Here is a 19,925-nt window from a genome sequence, read left to right on the forward strand (position 1 = left end):
TCGGTCTCCTCAGGAGTCACTCGCCGCGCCGGAACGGCTGCGGGCGACGATCGACGACGCGACGAAGTTGACGACGAGGGTCATCAGGAACAGCGCGAGGCCCGCGGCCATCAGCGCCGACATGCCCATCTCGCTCGCCTCGCCGTAGCGCAGGGCGATCAGCGAGGAGACCGAGCTGGTGCCGTTCTGCAGGATGTGCGGCTGGATCACGAAGACCGGCGAGATGATCAGGTACACGGCGATGGTCTCGCCCAGCGCCCGGCCCAGGCCCAGCATGGTGCCGCCGATCACGCCGCCCTTGCCGAAGGGCAGAACGACGCTGCGGATCATGCCCCAGCGGTTCGCGCCGAGCGCGTAGGCGCCCTCCCGCTCGCCGACCGGAGCCTGGGAGAACACCTCCCGCACCACCGAGCAGATGATCGGCGCGACCATCAGGGACACGACCATGCCGGCGATGAAGGTGGAGGAGGTGAAGACGGTGGCGGTGGCGAGCGGGTCCCGTGGATCGGCGCCGTCGACCTCGAAGATCGGTATCCAGCCGAAGTACGTGGAGATCCAGCGTGACAGCGTGACCACGTGCCCCTGGAAGAAGAACAGGCCCCACAGGCCGTAGACCACCGACGGCACGGCGGCCATCAGGTCCACGACGCTGATGAGGGTCTGGCGGATCGTCGGGGGGGCGTACTCGGATATGTAGAGCGCGGCGCCGAGCGCCATCGGCACCGCGAAGACGATGGCGACGAGCGCGATGAGGATCGTGCCGACGAGTACGGCCGCGATACCGAACCTGCCCCCGTCGGGCTCCCAGGTCTCGGTGGTGATGAAGCCCCACTTCGCGACCGACAGCGCCTGCCAGGCCCGGTACGTCAGAAAGCCGCCGACGAGCAGCATGATCGCGAGCACGAAGGCACCGCCGCCGCGCAGCACGCCCCGGAACGCGCGGTCGGTCAGGCCCGGGTCCGGGTACAGACGTCTCGGAGGCTCGGCCGCCGGCGCCTCCGGCCGCTCAGATATTCGCATCGTCACGTGCCACGAGGCTTCTGGGGCGGGTTGGACACCACCGCACACGAATGTGAACGAGATGCCCCCTAGGGGCAACTTCCGGTGACGTACACGTAGTGATCCCGCGTCACTCTGCGTCGTCCCACAGGGTCGTCCGTCCCGATCCCACTTCGGCGAGGAGCAACCGGAACCGGTCGTACGCCGTCTGGCACGTCGAGTGCCGCTCATAGGGCCGCGGGGACACGGCCACGACCCCGCCACTGCGGTCGCGGAGCCGCCAGGCCCAGCCGGCGCCGTCGGACGAGTGGTGCAGCTCCCCCTGTAACTCCTCTATGTCAGCGCACAGTTGCTCTAATCCGGCACGACACTCGCCGTGGTCCGCGTACGGCCTGGCGGACACGGCGATCACCCGCCCGTTCGACGCGGTGAGCCGCCAGGAGCAGGACCCGTCGGTGTCGGTGTCCATGTGGCAGCGCGTGCCACGTACGGCCGCGCCCCCCTTCGGTGCTGCCATCCCCACCCCTGTTGCCTCATATCGGGAAACGTTGCATGTGTTGTTCGCAGTTGCGCGCTTACGCAGCACACGCAGGGTAAAGAGGCGAGAGTGATGCGTGGTCACTCCGGTTGGGTGTGCAGGGCATGGTTCGCGCGGAAGTTGCCCCGCGTTCACTCAGCGGGCGCATGCGCGGCTCGGTGAACCCACACCTCTTGCCGGCCGGCCGGACGGGCCGGGCTCACTACGGTCCCGGACGCCCGGGCTGGACCGACGGAGGGGCTCCCCGGACACACACCGGGCACGCGGTCTCGGCCGCACGGACGCGGGGCGCGGCGCCCTCGGGCGCGGTACGGGTCCGTGGCCGCCGAGTCGACTGAAATTCGGATCGAATTTCTCCTTCGGTTTCCCGAAAAATCGAAACACCGGATATTCGGCATTGTTTCCTTGGAGGGTGAATCCGCAGCTCACTCCATTCTCTTGAAGAAAGCGTTCCGAAATCTCCACAGAATGACTACGCTGCACACGTCATTCGGGCCCGCCGCGGGGAGATCGGCGGGCCGTGGCACTCACCTTGGGGAATTCGCATGCGTATCAGTTCAGCCGTCGCCGCTGCGTCCGGCGTCCTGGCCCTGTCCGCCCTCGCCGTCCCAGCCGCTCACGCGGACGAGAGGTTCGGCGACACCGACATCACCAGCGTGGTCGTCAACGACGGGCGGCCCGTCGTCGTCGGCACGACCGAAAGAGTCGTCACCGTCGAGGTCACCGCGACGGACCCGGCCGGCCTCCAGCAGATCGACGCCACCCTGTACCACGGCTCGTACGCCGACCAGGACGCCACGGTGCCCTCGTCGGCGGCCTGCGGGCCCACCACCGACACCACCACCACCTGCACCCTGACGTTCACTCTCAAGCCCGGGATCGCCCCGGCCGACGACTCGCTGGCCGGCACCTGGAGCCTCAGCGCCTACGCGATCTCTCTCGACAACGACGGGGTGGGCCTGGACAACGCGGCCACCTTCCCCGTGCAGCGCGACACCCAGGTGACCGTCGACGCCACCCCCGAGCCGGTGAAGCGGGGCAAGACCCTCACCGTCAAGGGCGGCGTGCAGCACGCCGACTGGGCGACCGGCGCGTACACCGCCGCCGAGGCGGGCCGGCCCGTCCAGCTGCAGTTCCGCGCCGAGGGCTGCCACAACTACACCACCGTCAAGACCGTCCGCACCACCACGAACGGCACCGTCTCCACCACCGTCCGCGCTGCGTCCGACGGCTCCTACCGCTGGGTCTACGCCGGCACGGCCGACACCGCGGCCGCGGTCTCCGCGGCCGACTTCGTCGACGTGCGCTGAGTCCCGAACAAGCGGCGCCGGGCACCCGCGCGGGCTGTCCGGCGCCGCACCCGCACGGGGTCACCCGAAGGGGCGAGTAAGAGGTTCCCGGCGAGCGAATTCGCGATGAATCCGCTCTGCGGAAGAACACGTCCCGGGATACATGCGCGGGTGACGATTATCGTGGGCACGCCGCACCGAATTCTGCTGCGGCGTGCCGTTCGCGTTTTCCGGGCACGGTTCTCACGGCGATGCCACGGCCTTTCCGGGACCCGGTCACGCAAAAAGCCGGCGGGCCCGGTCGCATGCCGACCCGACTCGCCGCGAAAAAGCCGCCCATATTCCGTGCGGGCGAGGATCCCTCGTGTGCCCCGGCCGTGCACGACGGGGAGGGCGCCGAAGGTCCACCCGGGGCCGCCGCAGCGCAGCGCCGCCTCCACCGAGCGGTCCGGAGGACCGGGGTCGGCGGGCAGCGGCGCGTCCCTTTATGGTTTACGTGGGCATGCCAACCAATTCGCCCGGACCACGCTCAGGTCTCCCCCCATAACTCCGGCCCGACCGCGGCCAGTTCGGGAACCATCGCCCGGAAGCGCTCGTACGAGGAACGGCATGTGGCATGACGTTCGTACATGCGAGCCGAGCGGGCCAGATGACGGCCCGAGGCCTCCCAGAGCACCCACACCCAGCCCCCGCCCTCGGCGCTGTGCTGGATCCCCCCGGCGATGCCGGCATGCCGTTCACACAGCCGGACGAAGGCGGCGCGACAGCGCGCATGCGTGTCGTACGATCCCGCCGAGACGGCGACCGGGCGACCGTTGGACGCCACCAGCCGCCAGCCGTACCGGCCCTCCTCGTCGAGGTCCGTCAGGCATCTCATTCCCAGTACGGGCGCGGCGGATCGCGCCGCTCCCCCGGACTGCCCCATGTCCCCACCCCCGCCGCCCATCGAAGAGTAAAAAACGCAGGTACGGCCTTGCGGGGCGGCACCAGCAATCTACTGAGCCGCAGGTGAGCCCTGACAGGGGAATCCGTCCGCAAGCAGCGCACTTCACACCAAAGTGGTCCCTAGGAAACCCCTAGGAAAGGCAAAGAGAAAGCGCTCGCTGCACTTGGCCGGACAACGTTGCCAAATGAGGGCGGACCCGGCCTCATGCCGCGGGAAGGACATGACGACCGCATCGTGCCCTGGGACGAGGGACGATCGCGTACCGGATCCCCGTGCACACGAGGTGTCATGAGCGGTGCCGCGGCGGCTCGCCGCCTCTCACTCCCGAGCGGCCCCGCTTCGTGACACGTCCGGCGGGAGAGCGGCAACTCGGCTGCTCTCGGGCGCGGTCGGGCCGTTCGGCCGACCGACGGCGGCCGTGCCCGCGGTGCGGCCGGCACGGACACCCGTACAGGATCCCCGAGTTGCCGCGATCGAAGGCCGCGCGCCGTTGACGCGCACCGGCTCCGCCGTTCCTGACGCCGCATCACCTTGCTGTCAGGCCCGGCGAACGTGTCCGGAGACCGGCCGCCCGCCGCAGCTCCACAGCCAGGGTTCATGACGCGCTCGTGACGGTGTCATCCACATTCTTTGGTCGATCCCTGTAATCGGGCGGGCGCCCGTGAGAAGCGGGCGCAGCGGAGGCGTTGTCTCCGGCTTCCTCCTCCTGATCCGAGGTTGCAATGAAGTTGATGGTCGTGAACCATCTGCGCGCGAGACCCCTGTTGGTGGTGCTCGCCACGGCGACCGCACTGGCGGCCGCACCCGCCGTCGCATACGCGGACGGCGGTCGACCCGCGCCGGTCACCGGCGGAATTCCCCTGGTCAACACGGACGAGAAGATCGGTCCGGGGATCGACCTCCAGCATGTGAAGGCGCTCGACCAGAAGGGCTGGTACGACGCGCAGTATCTGACCGTGGACCTGTCCGACCGCGCGGTCGGCACGGATCTGCTGACCTCCGGACCGGTCGCATCCGGCGGGCCGCTCAGCGAGGCCGCCGGCACGGCCGGCGCCGTCGCGGGCGTCAACGGCGAGTTCTTCGACATCGGCAACTCCAACGCGGCGCTCGGCGGTGAGGTCCAGGACGGCAAGCTGGTCAAGTCCGCCGACATCGGCGGCCGCCAGCACGTCGGTGTCAGCAAGAACGGCATCGCCCAGCTCGTGGACCTCACGGTCGACGCGACCGCCCACTTCCCGGTCGCGGACCACAAGGTGCTGTCCATCAACGCCGCGAACGGCGGCGGGGTCCCCGCGGACGGCCTGATCGCGTTCACGTCCGCGTGGGGCGACTACAGCCGCAACCGCGGCCTGACGGGTGTGGCCGACGACCAGATCGCCGAGGTCCTCGTCCGGAACGGCTCGGTCGTGTCGGTCACGCCGACCGGTCCCGCGGGGTCGGGGACGATCCCGGACGACGGCTTCGTGCTCGTCGGGCGCGGCGCCGCGGCGACCGCGATCCGCGCGCTGCAGCCCGGCGACCCGGTGAAGCTCGACTACCAGCTCGCCGACAACGCGGCCAGGACCATGAAGTTCGCACTCGGCCACGGCGGCACCATCGTCACCGGCGGGCAGGTCGTCAAGGGGCTCGACACCTCGATCGCCCCGCGCACCGCACTCGGCTTCAAGAACGGCGGCAAGACGCTCGTGCTCGCCACCTGGGACGGTCCGGGTGGCACCGGCAAGGGCGGCGTCGGGATCGACAAGGAGGCGCGCGACCTCGCCGCGATGGGCGTGGAGACCGCGGTCAACCTCGACGGCGGCGGCTCGACCACCATGGTCGCCCGCGCGCTCGGCGAGGACACCGCGACCGTCCGCAATGTGCCCTCCGACGGCCACGAGCGCAACGACCCGAACGGCGTGGGTGTGTTCGTCGCCAAGGGGGACGGCCGACTGCACCGTCTCCTCGTCAAGCCCGCACCGGGTGCGGCGGCGGCCGACGGGAGTGTGAAGGTCTTCCCCGGGATGCACCGCGCGCTCGTCGCGCAGGGCGTCGACAACCACGAGACGCCGGTGACGGTCGACCCGAGGTCCGTACGGTGGTCCGCGCACGGCGCGCCGGTCGAGGCCGGCACCCTCAGGGCCCCGGCCGAGGCCGACGGCACGATCACGGTCGACGCACACGTGGGTCCGAAGAAGGCGCACGAGAAGGTCACCGTCCTCGGTCCGGTCGACGGCGTGGAGCTGTCGTCGCAGCGGCTGTCGATCGCCGACGCGACACCCGACAACGCTGTCACCGTCTCCGTGACCGGCCGCGACGCCGAGGGCTACACGGCTCCGCTCGACCCGCGGGACCTCTCGCTCGACTACGACCACGGCGTCGTCGACATCAAGTCCGTGAACGGCAAGCTGAAGATCACTCCCCTCACCGCCGCGGGCACGATCCTCACGGTCTCGGCCGGCGGCAGGTCGGTGAAGCTGCCCATCACGGTCGGCGTGCAGACCAGGACCGTCTACGACTTCGACGACGACGTGCTCGCCCGCTGGCGCAACAACAGCACCGCGGCCACGCAGTTCTCGGCGGACCCCGACGGCCTGCGGATCGACTTCGACGCGATGCGCAACGTGGGCATCGCGGCGGCGTCGTCGGCCCAGCGCGTCCCGGTGCCCGGCCAGCCGCTGCGCGTACGGGTGCGGATCAAGTCGAGCATCAGCGTGCCCAGCGGTCTGACCTACCTGGGCTATGTCGACGCGGCCGGCAAGAGCGGCGGCGTCTACGGCACCGCCCTGACGGCGGGCAGCGACTGGCAGTACGCGACGTTCGCACTGCCGGCGAACACGGCCTTCCCGATCTCGATCTCGGGCTTCCAGGGCATCAACACCAACGTCGCCCAGCAGAAGGCGGGTACGTTCGTCCTCGACCGCATCGAGGCCGACGTCCCGACGTCGATCGACCTGCCCGCCCGTCCCGACCTGCGGCCCGACCCGCTCGTCTCCGACGACGGCTCGCTGCCCGACGGCCGCGGCACATGGCGGTTCGCCACCCTGTCGGACGTACAGTTCACGGCCGACAACCCGGCGCTCACCCAGGTCGCGACGGCCGCCGTCCAGCGGATCCGCACGACCCGTCCGGACCTGATCGTCCTGAACGGCGACATCACCGACCGCGGTCTGCCGCAGGACCTCACGCTGGCCCGCAAGGTGCTCACCGACGCCGGGTGCGACCTCATCGGTGTCGGCCAGGAACCGGCGGAGGACAGCACTCCGGACCCGAAGGCCGGCTCCGTCCCGTGCTACTACGTGCCGGGCAACCACGAGTCCTACGGCCTCGACAACGTCCAGTCGGACCTGACGAACTTCACCAACGAGTTCGGCAGGCCGTACCGGACGTTCGACCACAAGGGCACCCGGTTCATCCTGCTCGCCAGCTCCCTCGGGTCGCTGCGCGGCACGGCATGGGACCAGCTCCCGATGCTGCAGCAGGCCCTCGCCGACGCCGAGAAGGACCGGTCCGTCAGCAATGTCATGGTGTTCGCCCACCACCCGGTGGACGACCCCGGCGACGCGAAGTCCAGCCGGCTCGGCGACCGCGACGAGGCCGCGCTCGTGGAGCACATGCTCACGGACTTCCGTAACTCCACGGGCAAGGGCGCCGCGATGGTCGGCTCCCACGCCCAGATCGCCGACGTGCACCGGCTCGAGGGCGTGCCGTACATGGTGCTGCCGTCGTCGGGCAAGGACCCGTACGGCACGCCCGACCGCGGCGGTTTCACCGGGTGGGTCGACTGGTCGGTCGACTCCCGGCGGACCGCGAAGCAGCAGTGGGTCGAGGCCGATGTGCACGCCTTCGCGCAGTCCATCACGCTCAACACCCCGGACTCCCTCGAGATCGGCGGGACGGCGCAGCTCTCGGGCAGCATCGTGCAGCCGCAGGGGGTGTCGGCGGGCACGCGTACGGTGCCGCTGCGGTACCCGATGTCGGTCGACTGGAGCGGCTCGTCCGACCTGGCGATCGGCAGCGGGAAGGAGGCCGTCGAAGCGGCCCGCCACAAGGGCAAGGTCGCGATCTTCGACCCGCGGACCCGGACGCTGACGGGCCTGCGCCGCGGCTCGGTGACCATAACGGTGACGAACGACTCGATGCGTCCCTACACCGACGAGAGCTCGCTCGCGCCGATCACGACCTCGAAAACCGTCCAGGTCGTGCCGGGCTCGCACCACTGACCGTCGTGCGACCGCTGTGAATCGGCTCCCGCGCCGTCCGGCGCGGGAGCCCCTCCGACCGAGGGCCGGCACCCGGGTGCCGGCCCTCGGCATGTCCCGCCGCGACGGGGGGCACCCCGTGAACGCGACCCGGGGCGCGAAAAACCCACGGCCACCCAGCCATGAGTTCGCCGGACCGCCGCCCGACCACCACCCGCGGCGGCCACGGCCCCGCCCACCGCCGTCCGGCACCGGCCCCCGGCACATCCCGCCCACACCGGCGGCGAAGCCACGCCGATCCTCACACCGGAGCGCCCGGCCGGGCACGGGCACCCCGTGGACACGACCCGGAACGCGAAAAACCCACGGCCACCCAGCCATGGGCTCCCCGGACCGCAGCCCGACCACCACCCGCGGCACCCACGACCCCGCCCACCGCCGAGCAGCACCGCGGCGCCGGCCCTCGGCACATCCCGCCCACACCGGCGGCGAAGCCACGCCGATCCTCACACCGGAGCGCCCGGCCGGGCACGGCCAGCCCGTGAACGCGACCCGGAACGCGGAGATCCCACGGCCACCCAGCCATGGGCTCCCCGGACCGCAGCCCGACCACCACCCGCGGCGCCCACGGCCCCGCCCACCGCCGAGCAGCACCGCGGCGCCGGCCCTCGGCACATCCCGCCCGCACCGGCGGCGACCGTCATCCGTCGCCCGCCCGGCGCGGGAGCCCTTCCGGCCCGGGCCCGCCGCGCAGGTGCCGGCCCTCGGCCGTTGCTCGTACCGGAGCACCCGGACGGCCATGGCCACCTCATGAACACGGCCCGGAACGCGAAAAACCCACGGCCACCCGACCGTGGGTTCCCCGTGGACCACCACCCATCGGCGCCCCCCCGGGCGCCCGCGGCCTCGCCGTCCGGGCCCGGACACGCACCCGGCAGCGGACGCCGTCAGCCGATCGCCAGCAGGACCGCCAGCAGGACCGCACCGGCCACCGCCGGGCCGATGATCTCGTACGCCCAGCGGACGCTCGGTTCCCCCTGGGCACGCTCGGACGCCCCATGGGTATCGAGCAGTTCCCTCAGTTCGTCCATGACCTGGTCGGTCTGGGCGCGGGTGGGCTTGTCCGGGACGGCGGACCGCCCGCGCGAACGGCCGCCCGATGCCGCGGCGGCCGCACGCGCGGCGGCCATGCTCTGCTGCCGCGCCGCCTTCTTGCGGGCGCGCAGTGAGACGGGAATCGCCCACAGCTGGAACTTGGTACCGGACGTGTCGACGACCTCGTTCGAGTAGCCGGACTGGAGCGACGCCACCGAGCCCCAGGGCAGCACGATCACCCGGAGCGGGTTGCGGATGCGCAGCCGCTCGTCGTTCGCGAAGACGGCCGGGCGCACGGTGAAGGCGGCGAACGTCGGCAGCACCAGGATCAACGCGGCCAGTGCCAGCCAGGGTGTGCGGCCGTGGGCCGAGACCAGTGCGTCGATGCCGAGCCAGAGCGCGATGGCGAGCAGCAGCACACCGGCCGCGATGCCGGCAGGCGACCGGTAGACGCGGTCCCGGGACTCGGGTGCCGAGTGGTCCGGCGCGGGCGGTTGGTGTTCCGGGGTCGTCATGAAACCGATTCTGCCCGACGGTCCCCCCGTACCCCCCAGCCGGTCCTGGGCGCGGCACGACATGATGCGGGCCCGTGTCCGGTCCGTATCCGGGACCTCCGGGGGCTGTACAGCCGCTACGCGCGTAGATATGCTCGGCTGGTGACCATGCCCACCTCTGCACCCTCCCCCAAGCTCTCGGCCCCGCGCGAGCAGGGTGGTACCCCCACCGCTCCGGCGGACGTCACCGCGTCCGACAGCACGCTGCGCCGGTTCCTGCACGGGCTGCCCGGCGTCGACGCGGTCGGCCTGGAGGCGCGCGCCGCCTCGCTCGGCACCCGTTCCATCAAGACCACCGCGAAGGCGTACGCCATCGACCTCGCCATCTCGATGGTCGACCTGACGACGCTGGAAGGCGCGGACACCCCGGGCAAGGTCCGGGCGCTCGGCGCCAAGGCGGTCCACCCCGATCCGACGGACCGCACGGCCCCCACGACCGCGGCCGTCTGCGTCTACCCCGACATGGTGGCCGTCGCGAAGGAGGCCGTCGCGGGGTCCGGCGTGAAGGTCGCGTCCGTCGCCACCGCCTTCCCGGCCGGCCGCGCCGCGCTCGAGGTGAAACTGGCCGACGTGCGCGAGGCCGTGGCGGCGGGTGCGGACGAGATCGACATGGTCATCGATCGCGGGGCGTTCCTCGCGGGCAGGTACCTGAAGGTGTACGACGAGATCGTCGCCGTGAAGGAGGCCTGCGGGACCTCCGCCCGGCTGAAGGTCATCTTCGAGACCGGCGAGCTGTCGACGTACGACAACATCCGTCGGGCGAGCTGGCTCGGCATGCTGGCCGGGGCCGACTTCATCAAGACCTCGACGGGCAAGGTGGCGGTGAACGCCACGCCCGCGAACACCCTCCTGATGCTGGAGGCCGTCCGCGACTTCCGCGCGCAGACCGGCGTGCAGGTCGGCGTGAAGCCGGCCGGCGGCATCCGCACCTCGAAGGACGCCGTCAAGTTCCTGGTCCTGGTCAACGAGACGGCCGGCGAGGACTGGCTGGACAACCACTGGTTCCGCTTCGGCGCCTCCTCCCTCCTGAACGACCTGCTGATGCAGCGCCAGAAGCTGGCCACCGGCCGCTACTCCGGTCCCGACTACGTGACGGTGGACTGATCCTCCATGGCTTTCGAATACGCACCCGCACCCGAGTCCCGCGCGGTCGTCGACATCGCGCCCTCGTACGGCCTGTTCATCGACGGCGAGTTCACGGAGGCGGCCGACGGCAAGGTCTTCAAGACCGTCAGCCCGTCCACCGAGGAGGTCCTCTCCGAGGTCGCCCAGGCGGGCGAGGCGGACGTGGACCGCGCGGTCAGGGCCGCCCGCAAGGCCTTCGAGAAGTGGTCGGCGCTGCCCGGCTCCGAGCGCGCCAAGTACCTCTTCCGTATCGCCCGCATCATCCAGGAGCGCAGCCGTGAGCTCGCGGTCCTCGAGACGCTGGACAACGGCAAGCCGATCAAGGAGACGCGCGACGCGGACCTGCCCCTGGTCGCCGCGCACTTCTTCTACTACGCCGGATGGGCCGACAAGCTCGGCCACGCGGGCTTCGGCTCCGATCCGCGGCCGCTGGGCGTCGCCGGGCAGGTCATCCCCTGGAACTTCCCCCTGCTGATGCTGGCGTGGAAGATCGCCCCGGCGCTGGCGACGGGCAACACGGTCGTGCTGAAGCCCGCGGAGACCACCCCCCTGTCGGCCCTGTTCTTCGCGGACATCTGCCGCCAGGCGGGCCTGCCCAAGGGCGTCGTCAACATCCTTCCGGGATACGGCGACGCGGGCGCCGCGCTCGTCGCGCACCCCGACGTGAACAAGGTCGCCTTCACCGGATCCACGGCCGTCGGCAAGGAGATCGCGCGTACGGTCGCGGGCACCCGCAAGAAGCTCACCCTCGAACTGGGCGGCAAGGGTGCCAACATCGTCTTCGACGACGCACCCGTGGACCAGGCCGTCGAGGGCATCGTGACGGGCATCTTCTTCAACCAGGGCCAGGTCTGCTGCGCGGGCTCCCGCCTTCTGGTCCAGGAGTCGATCCAGGACGAGCTGCTGGAGTCCCTGAAGCGCCGGCTGTCGACCCTGCGGCTCGGCGACCCGCTGGACAAGAACACCGACATCGGCGCGATCAACTCCGCCGAGCAGCTGGCCCGGATCACCGCGCTCGCCGAGCAGGGTGAGGCGGAGGGCGCCGAGCGCTGGTCCCCCGCGTGCGCACTCCCCTCCTCCGGCTACTGGTTCGCTCCGACGCTCTTCACGAACGTCACCCAGGCGCACACCATCGCCCGCGACGAGATCTTCGGCCCGGTGCTGTCCGTCCTCACCTTCCGCACGCCGGAAGAGGCCGTGGCCAAGGCCAACAACACCCAGTACGGCCTCTCCGCCGGTATCTGGACGGAGAAGGGCTCCCGGATCCTGGCCGTCGCGAACAAGCTGCGCGCCGGTGTCGTCTGGTCCAACACGTTCAACAAGTTCGACCCGACATCGCCGTTCGGCGGTTACAAGGAGTCGGGCTTCGGCCGCGAGGGCGGTCGCCACGGCCTGGAGGCGTACCTCGATGTCTGAGAAGTCCGAGAAGAGCGAGAAGTCCGAGAAGTTCGAGCGGCTCTCGGTCTTCAAGACCTACAAGCTGTACGTCGGCGGGAAGTTCCCGCGTTCCGAGAGCGGCCGGGTGTACGAGGTGGCGGACTCCAAGGGCAACTGGCTGGCGAACGCACCGCAGTCCTCCCGCAAGGACGCCCGTGACGCGGTGGTCGCCGCACGCAAGGCGTTCGGCGGCTGGTCGGGCGCGACGGCGTACAACCGCGGCCAGATCCTGTACCGCGTCGCGGAGATGCTGGAGGGCCGCAAGGACCAGTTCGTACGCGAGGTCGCCGACGCCGAGGGCCTGTCGAAGGCCAAGGCCGCCGCGGTCGTCGACGCGGCGATCGACCGCTGGGTCTGGTACGCGGGCTGGACCGACAAGATCGCCCAGGTGGTCGGCGGCGGCAACCCGGTGGCGGGCCCGTTCTTCAACCTCTCCTCCCCCGAGCCCACGGGGGTGGTCGTGGTCCTCGCCCCGCAGGACTCCTCGTTCCTGGGACTGGTCTCGGTGATCGCCCCCGTGATCGCGACCGGCAACACGGCGGTGGTGATCGCGAGCGAGAAGTCCCCGCTCCCGGCTCTCTCCCTCGGGGAGGTCCTGGCCACCTCCGACCTGCCGGGCGGAGTCGTCAACGTCCTCTCCGGCCGTACGGCGGAGATCGCGGCCCCGCTCGCCGCCCACCAGGACGTCAACGCGATCGATCTGGCCGGCGCCGACGAGGTGCTGGCGAAGGAGCTGGAGATCGCCGCGGCGGACAACCTGAAGCGCGTTCTTCGTCCACAGCCTGTGGATTACTCGGCGACCCCGGGCACCGAGCGGCTGACGGCCTTCCTGGAGACGAAGACGGTCTGGCACCCCACGGGGTCGCTGGGCGCGTCCGGTTCGTCGTACTGACGCCCGACAACCGCAGAGCCGCGCTTCCCCGCCGCCTCGGGGAAACGCGGCTCTGCGTCGTCCGGACCGCGCACGACCGCTCAGTGCACCGCGCCGAGCACCTGCCCGAGCAGCGGCACACCGCCCAGCGACGGCGCCTGCGCCACCGGCCGGGTCAGAGCCTGTGAGGACAGCGGCGCGAAATCGGCGACCTGGGTGGCGACTCCGTTGTCGAGCGGGTCGACTCCCGTACCCGCCAGCGGGTTGGGCTTGAGGCCCGCGACCGGACCCGTCGCGTGCCCCACGGTCCCGGTCAGCGCCGACAGCGCCGCCTGCGGGTCGGTGTGCCCGAGCGACGCGGGCCGCGCGGCCACCCCGCCCAGGACCGGAGCGGAGTCCGCCGACGCCGTGGCCGCACCCGCCGCCAGTGCGGCGCCCGTGGTCGCCAGGGCGACGAGAGTCCGCCGGACGGTGGGGTTCCTGGGGGAAGCGTGTCGTGCCATGGCTGCTGCCACCTTCTCCGTGCTCAAGGTAATCATGTCGGCACACAGGGTAGTTGAGGTGTGATCTGTGCTCCAAACGTCGACCCGCGGGGTCGGCCAGGTGGACGCAATGCGTCAGACTGGTGTCTCGTGAGTCCTCATCCCCCGGCCCCCGCCCGCGTCGTGCTGCTCTGCGGCCCCTCCGGTTCCGGCAAGTCCCTCGTCGCCGCCCTCTCCGGGCTCCCCGTGCTGCGGCTCGACGACTTCTACAAGGAGGGCGACGACCCGACGCTGCCCCTGGTGGAGGGGAGTTCGGACATCGACTGGGACCACCCCCGCTCCTGGGACGCGGACGTCGCGATCGCGGCCATCGCCGAACTGTGCGCCACGGGCCGTACGACGATCCCGGTGTACGACATCGCGCTCAGCGCGCGCACGGGCGAGGAGACACTGCACATCGACCGCACGCCGGTCTTCGTCGCCGAGGGAGTCTTCGCCGCCGAGGTCGTGGAGCGGTGCAGGGAACTCGGCCTCCTCGCCGACGCGCTGTGCCTGACCCGCGGATCCGTCACCACGTTCCGCCGCCGCTTCGTGCGCGACCTCAAGGAGGGCCGCAAGTCGGTCCCGTTCCTGCTGCGTCGCGGCTGGCGGCTCATGCGGGCGGAACGGTCGATCGTCGCCCGCCAGACCGACCTCGGCGCCCACGCCTGCGGCCGGGACGAGGCACTGAGCCGGCTGGCCGCCGCGGCCGCGGGACGCCGCGCATCGCTGCGCACGGCCGCCTGACGCGCCGTAAAGAAAAACGGGACTGGACGGACCCCCCGGCCCTCCAGTCCCGCTCCCCCCCCGTGCTTCCCCCGTGGTGGAACTTCCCCCGTGGTCCCCCGTGACCCCGTTGTTCCCCCCAGCGGTCCCCCGGCACCGCTCCCCCGTGTTCCCCCCTGCGGGGCTCCCCCGAGCCCCTGATCCCTCAGGCGACTAGCTCCCCGAAGGACTCCTCCTCGTCACGGCCGAAGCTGAGGACCTCGTCCTCGCGCAGCCGGCGGAGCGACCGCCAGATGCTCGACTTCACCGTGCCGACACTGATGTCGAGGATCTCCGCGATCTCCGGGTCCGTGCGGCCCTCGTAGTAGCGCAGGACCAGCATGGTGCGCTGGAGTTCGGGCAGTCGGGCCAGCGCCTGCCACAGGACGGCGCGCAGTTCGGTGCCGCGCATCGCGTCCGTGTCACCGGCGGTCTCCGGCAACTCCTCGGTCGGGTACTCGTTCAGCTTGCGGCGGCGCCACGCGCTGATGTGCAGGTTGGTCATCGTCCGCCGCAGATAGCCCCCCACTGCGGCCTTGTCGCTGATCCGGTCCCAGGCCCGGTATGTCGAGAACAGCGCGCTCTGCAGCAGGTCCTCGGCCTCGAAGCGGTCACCGGTCAGGTGGTAGGCGGTTGCGTACAGGGAGGCGCGGCGCTCCTCGACATAGGCGGTGAACTCCGCTTCCGTCGCCGAACGACCCTCCCCCGAGGCCTCCCCGTACGCGGTTCCCCCGTGCGCTTCCCCCGTGCGTGCGTCAACCACCGTGATGTAACCGGTGTGCTGACGCCCGGTGCCGCGAGCGCACCCCCGCCCGCTCACGGCACCGGACTTCTCGGTGTTCCGGATGACATCGTGCAGACGCGTGACAACTGCGCCCGTGCTGGTGCTGTGCAGCGTGTCCATCTCGCGCCCCCCCGTCGTGGAGTCCCCGGTCATCCGTGCGGCCTTGCTTGTGTCGAAAAGCCTGCCCGGCCCACTTCATCGCCGTGTCCGCCGACTGTCACAGACCTGTCACAGGGGCGGTGCGCAGCGACACCTCGGCACGAACACGGAGGAGAGTCGCGCGGCTACGCAACCGCGCCGCGGTCGGCGCCCCGGGGTACAAGACGAGCGGGAGCGCTCCAACGGTCGAAAGACGGCCACGGCATGGGCCAGAATGGCCCCCGTGCCTTCCCTGTTGCTGATCGAGGACGACGACGCCATCCGAACGGCCCTGGAGCTCTCTTTGACGCGCCAGGGACACCGTGTGGCCACCGCTGCCACCGGAGAGGACGGTCTCAAACTGCTGCGCGAACAGCGGCCGGACCTGATCGTGCTGGACGTGATGCTGCCCGGCATCGACGGGTTCGAGGTGTGCCGGCGCATCCGGCGCACCGATCAGCTGCCGATCATCCTGCTGACCGCGCGCAGCGACGACATCGACGTCGTGGTGGGCCTCGAGTCCGGCGCGGACGACTACGTCGTCAAGCCCGTGCAGGGCCGGGTGCTCGACGCCCGGATCCGGGCCGTGCTGCGCCGCGGCGAGCGCGAGTCCAGCGACTCGGCGACGTTCGGCAATGTCGTCATCGACCGGTCGGCGATGACGGTCACCAAGAACGGCGAGGACCTCCAGCTGACCCCGACCGAGCTGCGGCTGCTGCTGGAGCTGAGCCGTCGGCCCGGCCAGGCGCTGTCCCGCCAGCAGTTGCTCCGGCTGGTGTGGGAGCACGACTACCTGGGCGACTCCCGGCTCGTCGACGCCTGCGTGCAGCGGCTGCGTGCCAAGGTCGAGGACGTCCCGTCGTCCCCCACGCTGATCCGTACGGTCCGTGGCGTCGGCTACCGGCTGGACGCCCCTCAGTGACGGATCCACAGGGGGGACGCCGCGGCTGGTCCGCGGCACGCAGGACCGTACAGTCACGCATCCGCTTCACGAGCCTCAGGCTGCGGCTGGTCGTCGTCTTCGGGCTTGTGGCGCTGACCGCCGCCGTGTCGGCGTCCGCCATCGCGTACTGGCTCAACCGCGAGGCCGTCCTCACCCGCACCCAGGACGCGGTGCTGCGCGACTTCCAGCAGGAGATGCAGAACCGGGCGAGTTCACTGCCGGTGCATCCGACACAGGACGAACTGCAGCACACCGCCGGACAGATGGCGAACAGCAGCCAGCGCTTCAGCGTGCTCCTGGTCGCGACCGACGAGCAGGGCAGGACCGTCGTCGGCAACTCCGACCTGGACACCTTCACGCTGGAGGACGTGCCGAAGTCCCTGCAGAAGGCGGTGAACAAGCAGCAGACGGTGTCGTCGCCGGGCCATCACGCCTACCACCTCTACTGGCAGCGGATCGTCGACGGCGGCAAACCGTACCTGGTGGGCGGCGCGAAGGTGATCGGCGGCGGCCCGACCGGCTACATGCTCAAGTCCCTGGAGCCGGAGGCCAAGGACCTCAACTCCCTCGCCTGGTCGCTCGGCATCGCCACCGGGCTCGCGCTCATCGGCTCGGCCCTGCTCGCGCAGGCGGCCGCCACGACGGTGCTCAAGCCGGTGCACCGCCTCGGCATCGCGGCCCGGCGCCTCGGCGAGGGCCAGCTGGACACCCGGCTGCGCGTCTCGGGCACCGACGAACTGGCGGAGCTGTCCCGGACGTTCAACAGCGCCGCGGAGTCGCTGGAGAAGAAGGTCGCGGACATGAGCTCCCGCGAGGAGGCCTCCCGCCGCTTCGTCGCCGACATGTCCCACGAACTGCGCACGCCCCTCACCGCGATCACGGCCGTCACCGAGGTCCTGGAGGAGGAACTGGACGCCGGGACGGGCGGTCTCGACCCGATGATCGAGCCGGCCGTACGACTGGTGGTCAGCGAGACCCGCCGGCTGAACGACCTCGTCGAGAACCTGATGGAGGTCACCCGCTTCGACGCGGGCACGGCGCGGCTGGTGCTCGACTACGTGGACATCGCCGACCAGATCACCGCGTGCATCGACGCCCGCGCGTGGCTGGACGCCGTCGAACTGGACGCCGAGCGCGGCATCATGGCCCGCCTCGACCCGCGCCGCCTCGACGTGATCCTGGCGAACCTGATCGGCAACGCGCTCAAGCACGGCGGTTCGCCGGTGCGGGTCGCGGTGCGCGAGGAGGGCGAAGAACTCGTCATCGAGGTGCGCGACCACGGTCCCGGCATCCCCGAGGACGTCCTGCCGCACGTCTTCGACCGCTTCTACAAGGCCAGCGCCTCACGGCCGCGCTCCGAGGGCAGCGGCCTCGGCCTGTCCATCGCCATGGAGAACGCGCACATCCACGGCGGCGAGATCACGGCCGCCAACTCCCCCGAGGGCGGGGCGGTGTTCACACTGCGCCTGCCGCGCGACGCGTCGCCGCTGGTCGAGGAGGAGAAGCGGAACGGGAACGGCACAAAGGGGAACGCCCGATGAGAAGACGTGGCGTGCGCCCCTGGCTCGCCGTTCCGCTGCTGGCCGCGCTGCTGGCCGGCTGCGGCATCCGCTCCACCCAGGTGCCGACGGACTTCGGCCCCGCGCCGTCCCGGATGCCGTGCGCGCTGTCCGGCGAGGATCTGTCCAACCGGACGGGCCACGGCATCCCGGTCCAGGTCTTTCTGCTGTGCGCCTCGCAACTGGTGACGGTGGACCGTTCGGTACGCATCCCGGACGGCACGGCCGAGGCCGAGCGGCGGGTCCTGGTGGCCCAGGGACTGCTCGACCAGCTCGCCGCGAAGCCGTCCGCCGCGGAGAAGCAGGCGGGATACACGACGGACGTCTCGGAGGGCGTCAAGGTGAGCGGGCCGCGCGGCAGGGACCCGGAGGACACCTTCCGGCTGAGCACCCGTGTGCAGGACCTCACCCCCTTCGCCCTGGCTCAGATCGTGTGCACGTTCGCCGACTCCGAGGCCACCGCCGCCGACGACGGGACGGTCGTGCTCGGCGGATCCGACGCCCAGCCGCTGCGCCGCTACGAGTGCACGGCCGACGTGCGTTCCCACCCGGGCGAGAAGCAGCCGCCGTCCACCGAGGTCACCGCCCCCTGAGCGACCGCGCCGGCGTCCTCCCTCCGCTTCCTCGCACGGGGATCGTGTGAGGAACCGTTCATATGCCCGGCGGCGTGACGCGGAACCGGAGGCACCGGAGGTGGCGTCTTGGGGGGCGTGCAGCGTCAAGGCTCGATCGGCGGCAGCGCCGTGATCCGCATCCGTGTGGCAGGGGGTGTCCTCCTCGTCGCACATCTCGTGCTCGTCGCCTGGATCACACTGCGCCCGCTGGACGTGCCCTGGGTGAGGCCCGCCAACCTCCATCCGTTCGCCGGCATTCGAGCCGACCTCGTGCTGGGCTGGCCGGAGGCCGCCCGGCGCATCGGGAAGGGGCTCGCGCTGCTCGCGCCGCTCGGGGTACTGCTGCCCATGGCGGGCGGCCGGCTCCACGTCTCGCCGTTCGCCTCGCTGGCCCGGACGGTCGCCGCGGGCAGTCTGATCTCCCTGGGCATCGAGCTGGTGCAGACCGGGGTCCCCGGCCAGGTCGTGGACATCGACACGATCCTGCTCGGCACGGTCGGGGTGGCGCTCGCCCACCTGCTGGTCGTCCCCGCGGCGCGGTACCGGCTCCGTCGTCTGGCCGAGCACCGGCGCCGGTCCGCCCACCCGAGGGAGGAGCCGTCCCAGGGGCGGACCCCGACGATTCCCAGGGTCGGGATAGCTCCGTAGAGTGACGCTTCGCCCCCGTTCGTCCCCGTAGCGTGAAGGACATCGAAAGCGACGAGGAAGCCTCACCGCCGAAAGCACGGACGGCGTCGGGGACCCGGACGCGATCGGCCGACCCGGCAGCCGCCGGGACCGGATTCCCGGCTATGGTTCGCGAAGGAGCCACCATGACCGCCCTGGCCCGCCCCACTCACGGACGGATGATCGGCGGAGTGTGCGCAGCGCTGGCACGGCGCTTCGGCACCTCCGCCACCACGATGCGCGTGATCTTCGTGCTGTCGTGCCTGCTGCCCGGCCCCCAGTTCGTGCTCTACATAGCCCTGTGGATCCTGTTCCCCTCGGAGGAGAAGGCGGGCGCACACACGGCCTGGTGACGGCCGGTGCCCCGGCACCGCATGCACGCGAAGGGGCGCCCCTGGTCGGGGTGCCCCTTCGCGTGCGTCGAACCCGTCGTCTCAGCCCAGCGGGATGCCGTTCAGCGGCAGGCCGTGGGTGGGCAGTCCCTTGACCGGCAGGCCACCGAGCAGCCCGGTGACCGGGGCCGCCGGACCGCCGGAGACGGCCTGGTGGGCGGCCGGCTGCGCGGCGCTCACCGCCCGGCCGAGCGCGCTCCGCCCCTGTCCGAGGGCCTCACCCGCGCCGGGCACCATCCCGACGACACCGCCCACCGGCAGCGCCTGGGAGACGGTGTCGGGCCCGGTGACATCGGGCGTGGCCGGGGCGGCGCTCGCCACACCGGCGCCCGCGGCGGCGAAGGCGGCACCGAGAGCGGCGACACCGAGGGTCTTGGCAGCAGACTGCTTCATGATGAACGCGTCCTTGGTCCGTTGACGGAGATGTGAGCGGTCCAGAACCGTAAACACGTGAATCGGCGATCCGCAAACATCGGAAAGCGGCCGGGAAAATGACTCCCGACCGCCC

The 19,925-nt window shown here is 71.1% G+C and carries 18 protein-coding genes; 11 read left to right on the plus strand and 7 right to left on the minus strand.

Going from position 1 to position 19,925, the window contains the following annotated elements; all coding sequences use genetic code 11:
* Positions 1-9: 9 nt before the first annotated feature.
* Together pstC and ACSHXN_RS16595 are read right to left on the minus strand one after the other, a co-directional pair.
* The gene (gene pstC, locus ACSHXN_RS16590) at positions 10-1,020 is read right to left on the minus strand and encodes a phosphate ABC transporter permease subunit PstC (RefSeq protein WP_355136218.1); all 1,011 of its coding nucleotides are present in this window, start codon (positions 1,018-1,020) and stop codon (positions 10-12) included.
* A 109-nt stretch (positions 1,021-1,129) separates the two neighbouring features.
* A complete protein-coding gene (locus ACSHXN_RS16595; protein WP_355136162.1) occupies positions 1,130-1,516 on the minus strand; it encodes a DUF1508 domain-containing protein in 387 nt (128 codons plus the stop codon).
* Positions 1,517-2,082: 566 nt separating this feature from the next.
* Between ACSHXN_RS16595 and ACSHXN_RS16600 the strand changes: the two genes are divergently transcribed.
* Positions 2,083-2,847 carry a calcium-binding protein gene (locus ACSHXN_RS16600; protein ID WP_356111991.1) on the plus strand — a complete coding sequence of 255 codons (765 nt, stop codon included), beginning with the start codon at positions 2,083-2,085 and terminating at the stop codon, positions 2,845-2,847.
* 508 nt (positions 2,848-3,355) lie between these two features.
* On the opposite strand, the gene ACSHXN_RS16605 is transcribed toward ACSHXN_RS16600, so the two are convergent.
* On the minus strand, positions 3,356-3,751 hold the full coding sequence (locus tag ACSHXN_RS16605) for a hypothetical protein (protein ID WP_355136158.1): 396 nt from the start codon (positions 3,749-3,751) through the stop codon (positions 3,356-3,358).
* 752 nt (positions 3,752-4,503) lie between these two features.
* On the opposite strand from ACSHXN_RS16605, the gene ACSHXN_RS16610 reads away from it, so the two are divergent.
* Positions 4,504-7,974, plus strand: coding sequence for a phosphodiester glycosidase family protein (locus ACSHXN_RS16610; protein ID WP_438303292.1), 3,471 nt, complete (start codon positions 4,504-4,506; stop codon positions 7,972-7,974).
* Between the two features lie 926 nt (positions 7,975-8,900).
* Here the strand turns inward: ACSHXN_RS16610 and ACSHXN_RS16615 are convergent.
* Positions 8,901-9,563, minus strand: a complete 663-nt coding sequence (locus tag ACSHXN_RS16615) for a PH domain-containing protein (protein WP_438303293.1) — start codon at positions 9,561-9,563, stop codon at positions 8,901-8,903.
* Positions 9,564-9,710: 147 nt separating this feature from the next.
* On the opposite strand from ACSHXN_RS16615, the gene deoC reads away from it, so the two are divergent.
* Genes deoC through ACSHXN_RS16630 form a run of 3 tightly spaced genes read left to right on the plus strand, consistent with a single transcriptional unit; the run spans position 9,711 to position 13,056 of the window.
* A complete protein-coding gene (gene deoC, locus ACSHXN_RS16620; protein WP_355136216.1) occupies positions 9,711-10,706 on the plus strand; it encodes a deoxyribose-phosphate aldolase in 996 nt (331 codons plus the stop codon).
* A 6-nt stretch (positions 10,707-10,712) separates the two neighbouring features.
* Positions 10,713-12,143 (plus strand): aldehyde dehydrogenase family protein, encoded by a 1,431-nt coding sequence (locus ACSHXN_RS16625; protein ID WP_355136152.1) that lies wholly within the window; start codon positions 10,713-10,715, stop codon positions 12,141-12,143.
* A complete protein-coding gene (locus ACSHXN_RS16630) occupies positions 12,136-13,056 on the plus strand; it encodes an aldehyde dehydrogenase family protein (protein ID WP_356111985.1) in 921 nt (306 codons plus the stop codon). Before ACSHXN_RS16625 ends, ACSHXN_RS16630 begins: the two co-directional genes overlap by 8 nt.
* Before the next feature lie 80 nt (positions 13,057-13,136).
* On the opposite strand, the gene ACSHXN_RS16635 is transcribed toward ACSHXN_RS16630, so the two are convergent.
* Positions 13,137-13,538 carry a hypothetical protein gene (locus ACSHXN_RS16635; protein ID WP_355136148.1) on the minus strand — a complete coding sequence of 134 codons (402 nt, stop codon included), beginning with the start codon at positions 13,536-13,538 and terminating at the stop codon, positions 13,137-13,139.
* 129 nt (positions 13,539-13,667) lie between these two features.
* On the opposite strand from ACSHXN_RS16635, the gene ACSHXN_RS16640 reads away from it, so the two are divergent.
* A complete protein-coding gene (locus ACSHXN_RS16640; protein ID WP_355136146.1) occupies positions 13,668-14,303 on the plus strand; it encodes a uridine kinase family protein in 636 nt (211 codons plus the stop codon).
* 184 nt (positions 14,304-14,487) lie between these two features.
* On the opposite strand, the gene ACSHXN_RS16645 is transcribed toward ACSHXN_RS16640, so the two are convergent.
* Positions 14,488-15,225: a SigE family RNA polymerase sigma factor gene (locus ACSHXN_RS16645; RefSeq protein ID WP_355136144.1), complete on the minus strand. Its 738-nt coding sequence runs from the start codon at positions 15,223-15,225 to the stop codon at positions 14,488-14,490.
* Positions 15,226-15,487: 262 nt separating this feature from the next.
* Between ACSHXN_RS16645 and afsQ1 the strand changes: the two genes are divergently transcribed.
* The 5 genes from afsQ1 to ACSHXN_RS16670 all read left to right on the plus strand — a co-directional run bounded on the left by afsQ1 (position 15,488) and on the right by ACSHXN_RS16670 (position 19,378).
* Positions 15,488-16,165 carry a two-component system response regulator AfsQ1 gene (gene afsQ1, locus ACSHXN_RS16650; protein WP_181923142.1) on the plus strand — a complete coding sequence of 226 codons (678 nt, stop codon included), beginning with the start codon at positions 15,488-15,490 and terminating at the stop codon, positions 16,163-16,165.
* Complete coding sequence (locus ACSHXN_RS16655) at positions 16,162-17,727, plus strand: HAMP domain-containing sensor histidine kinase (protein WP_356111982.1); 1,566 nt, start codon at positions 16,162-16,164, stop codon at positions 17,725-17,727. The genes afsQ1 and ACSHXN_RS16655 overlap by 4 nt, the downstream gene beginning before the upstream one ends.
* Entirely contained in the window at positions 17,724-18,338 is a 615-nt protein-coding gene (locus ACSHXN_RS16660) for a hypothetical protein (protein ID WP_356294530.1), read from the plus strand. Before ACSHXN_RS16655 ends, ACSHXN_RS16660 begins: the two co-directional genes overlap by 4 nt.
* A gap of 117 nt (positions 18,339-18,455) precedes the next feature.
* Entirely contained in the window at positions 18,456-19,007 is a 552-nt protein-coding gene (locus ACSHXN_RS16665; protein ID WP_355136138.1) for a VanZ family protein, read from the plus strand.
* 164 nt (positions 19,008-19,171) lie between these two features.
* Positions 19,172-19,378: a PspC domain-containing protein gene (locus ACSHXN_RS16670; protein WP_355136136.1), complete on the plus strand. Its 207-nt coding sequence runs from the start codon at positions 19,172-19,174 to the stop codon at positions 19,376-19,378.
* Between the two features lie 81 nt (positions 19,379-19,459).
* Here ACSHXN_RS16670 and ACSHXN_RS16675 read toward each other — a convergent pair whose 3' ends face one another.
* The gene (locus ACSHXN_RS16675) at positions 19,460-19,810 is read right to left on the minus strand and encodes an ATP-binding protein (protein ID WP_383358097.1); all 351 of its coding nucleotides are present in this window, start codon (positions 19,808-19,810) and stop codon (positions 19,460-19,462) included.
* Positions 19,811-19,925: the final 115 nt, after the last annotated feature.

It is taken from the genome of Streptomyces sp. HUAS TT11, from assembly GCF_051553595.1.
Classification (GTDB): Bacteria; Actinomycetota; Actinomycetes; order Streptomycetales; family Streptomycetaceae; genus Streptomyces.

Coding starts and splice junctions, on each gene's coding strand:
- ACSHXN_RS16605 (WP_355136158.1), bottom strand. CDS start 3,751: ATGGGGCAGTCCGGGGGAGCGGCGCGATCCGCCGCGCCCGTACTGGGA.
- ACSHXN_RS16645 (WP_355136144.1), bottom strand. CDS start 15,225: ATGGACACGCTGCACAGCACCAGCACGGGCGCAGTTGTCACGCGTCTG.
- ACSHXN_RS16625 (WP_355136152.1), top strand. CDS start 10,713: ATGGCTTTCGAATACGCACCCGCACCCGAGTCCCGCGCGGTCGTCGAC.
- ACSHXN_RS16595 (WP_355136162.1), bottom strand. CDS start 1,516: ATGGCAGCACCGAAGGGGGGCGCGGCCGTACGTGGCACGCGCTGCCAC.
- ACSHXN_RS16660 (WP_356294530.1), top strand. CDS start 17,724: ATGAGAAGACGTGGCGTGCGCCCCTGGCTCGCCGTTCCGCTGCTGGCC.
- ACSHXN_RS16630 (WP_356111985.1), top strand. CDS start 12,136: ATGTCTGAGAAGTCCGAGAAGAGCGAGAAGTCCGAGAAGTTCGAGCGG.
- ACSHXN_RS16635 (WP_355136148.1), bottom strand. CDS start 13,538: ATGGCACGACACGCTTCCCCCAGGAACCCCACCGTCCGGCGGACTCTC.
- ACSHXN_RS16675 (WP_383358097.1), bottom strand. CDS start 19,810: ATGAAGCAGTCTGCTGCCAAGACCCTCGGTGTCGCCGCTCTCGGTGCC.
- ACSHXN_RS16610 (WP_438303292.1), top strand. CDS start 4,504: ATGGTCGTGAACCATCTGCGCGCGAGACCCCTGTTGGTGGTGCTCGCC.
- ACSHXN_RS16615 (WP_438303293.1), bottom strand. CDS start 9,563: ATGACGACCCCGGAACACCAACCGCCCGCGCCGGACCACTCGGCACCC.
- ACSHXN_RS16670 (WP_355136136.1), top strand. CDS start 19,172: ATGACCGCCCTGGCCCGCCCCACTCACGGACGGATGATCGGCGGAGTG.
- pstC (WP_355136218.1), bottom strand. CDS start 1,020: ATGCGAATATCTGAGCGGCCGGAGGCGCCGGCGGCCGAGCCTCCGAGA.
- ACSHXN_RS16600 (WP_356111991.1), top strand. CDS start 2,083: ATGCGTATCAGTTCAGCCGTCGCCGCTGCGTCCGGCGTCCTGGCCCTG.
- deoC (WP_355136216.1), top strand. CDS start 9,711: ATGCCCACCTCTGCACCCTCCCCCAAGCTCTCGGCCCCGCGCGAGCAG.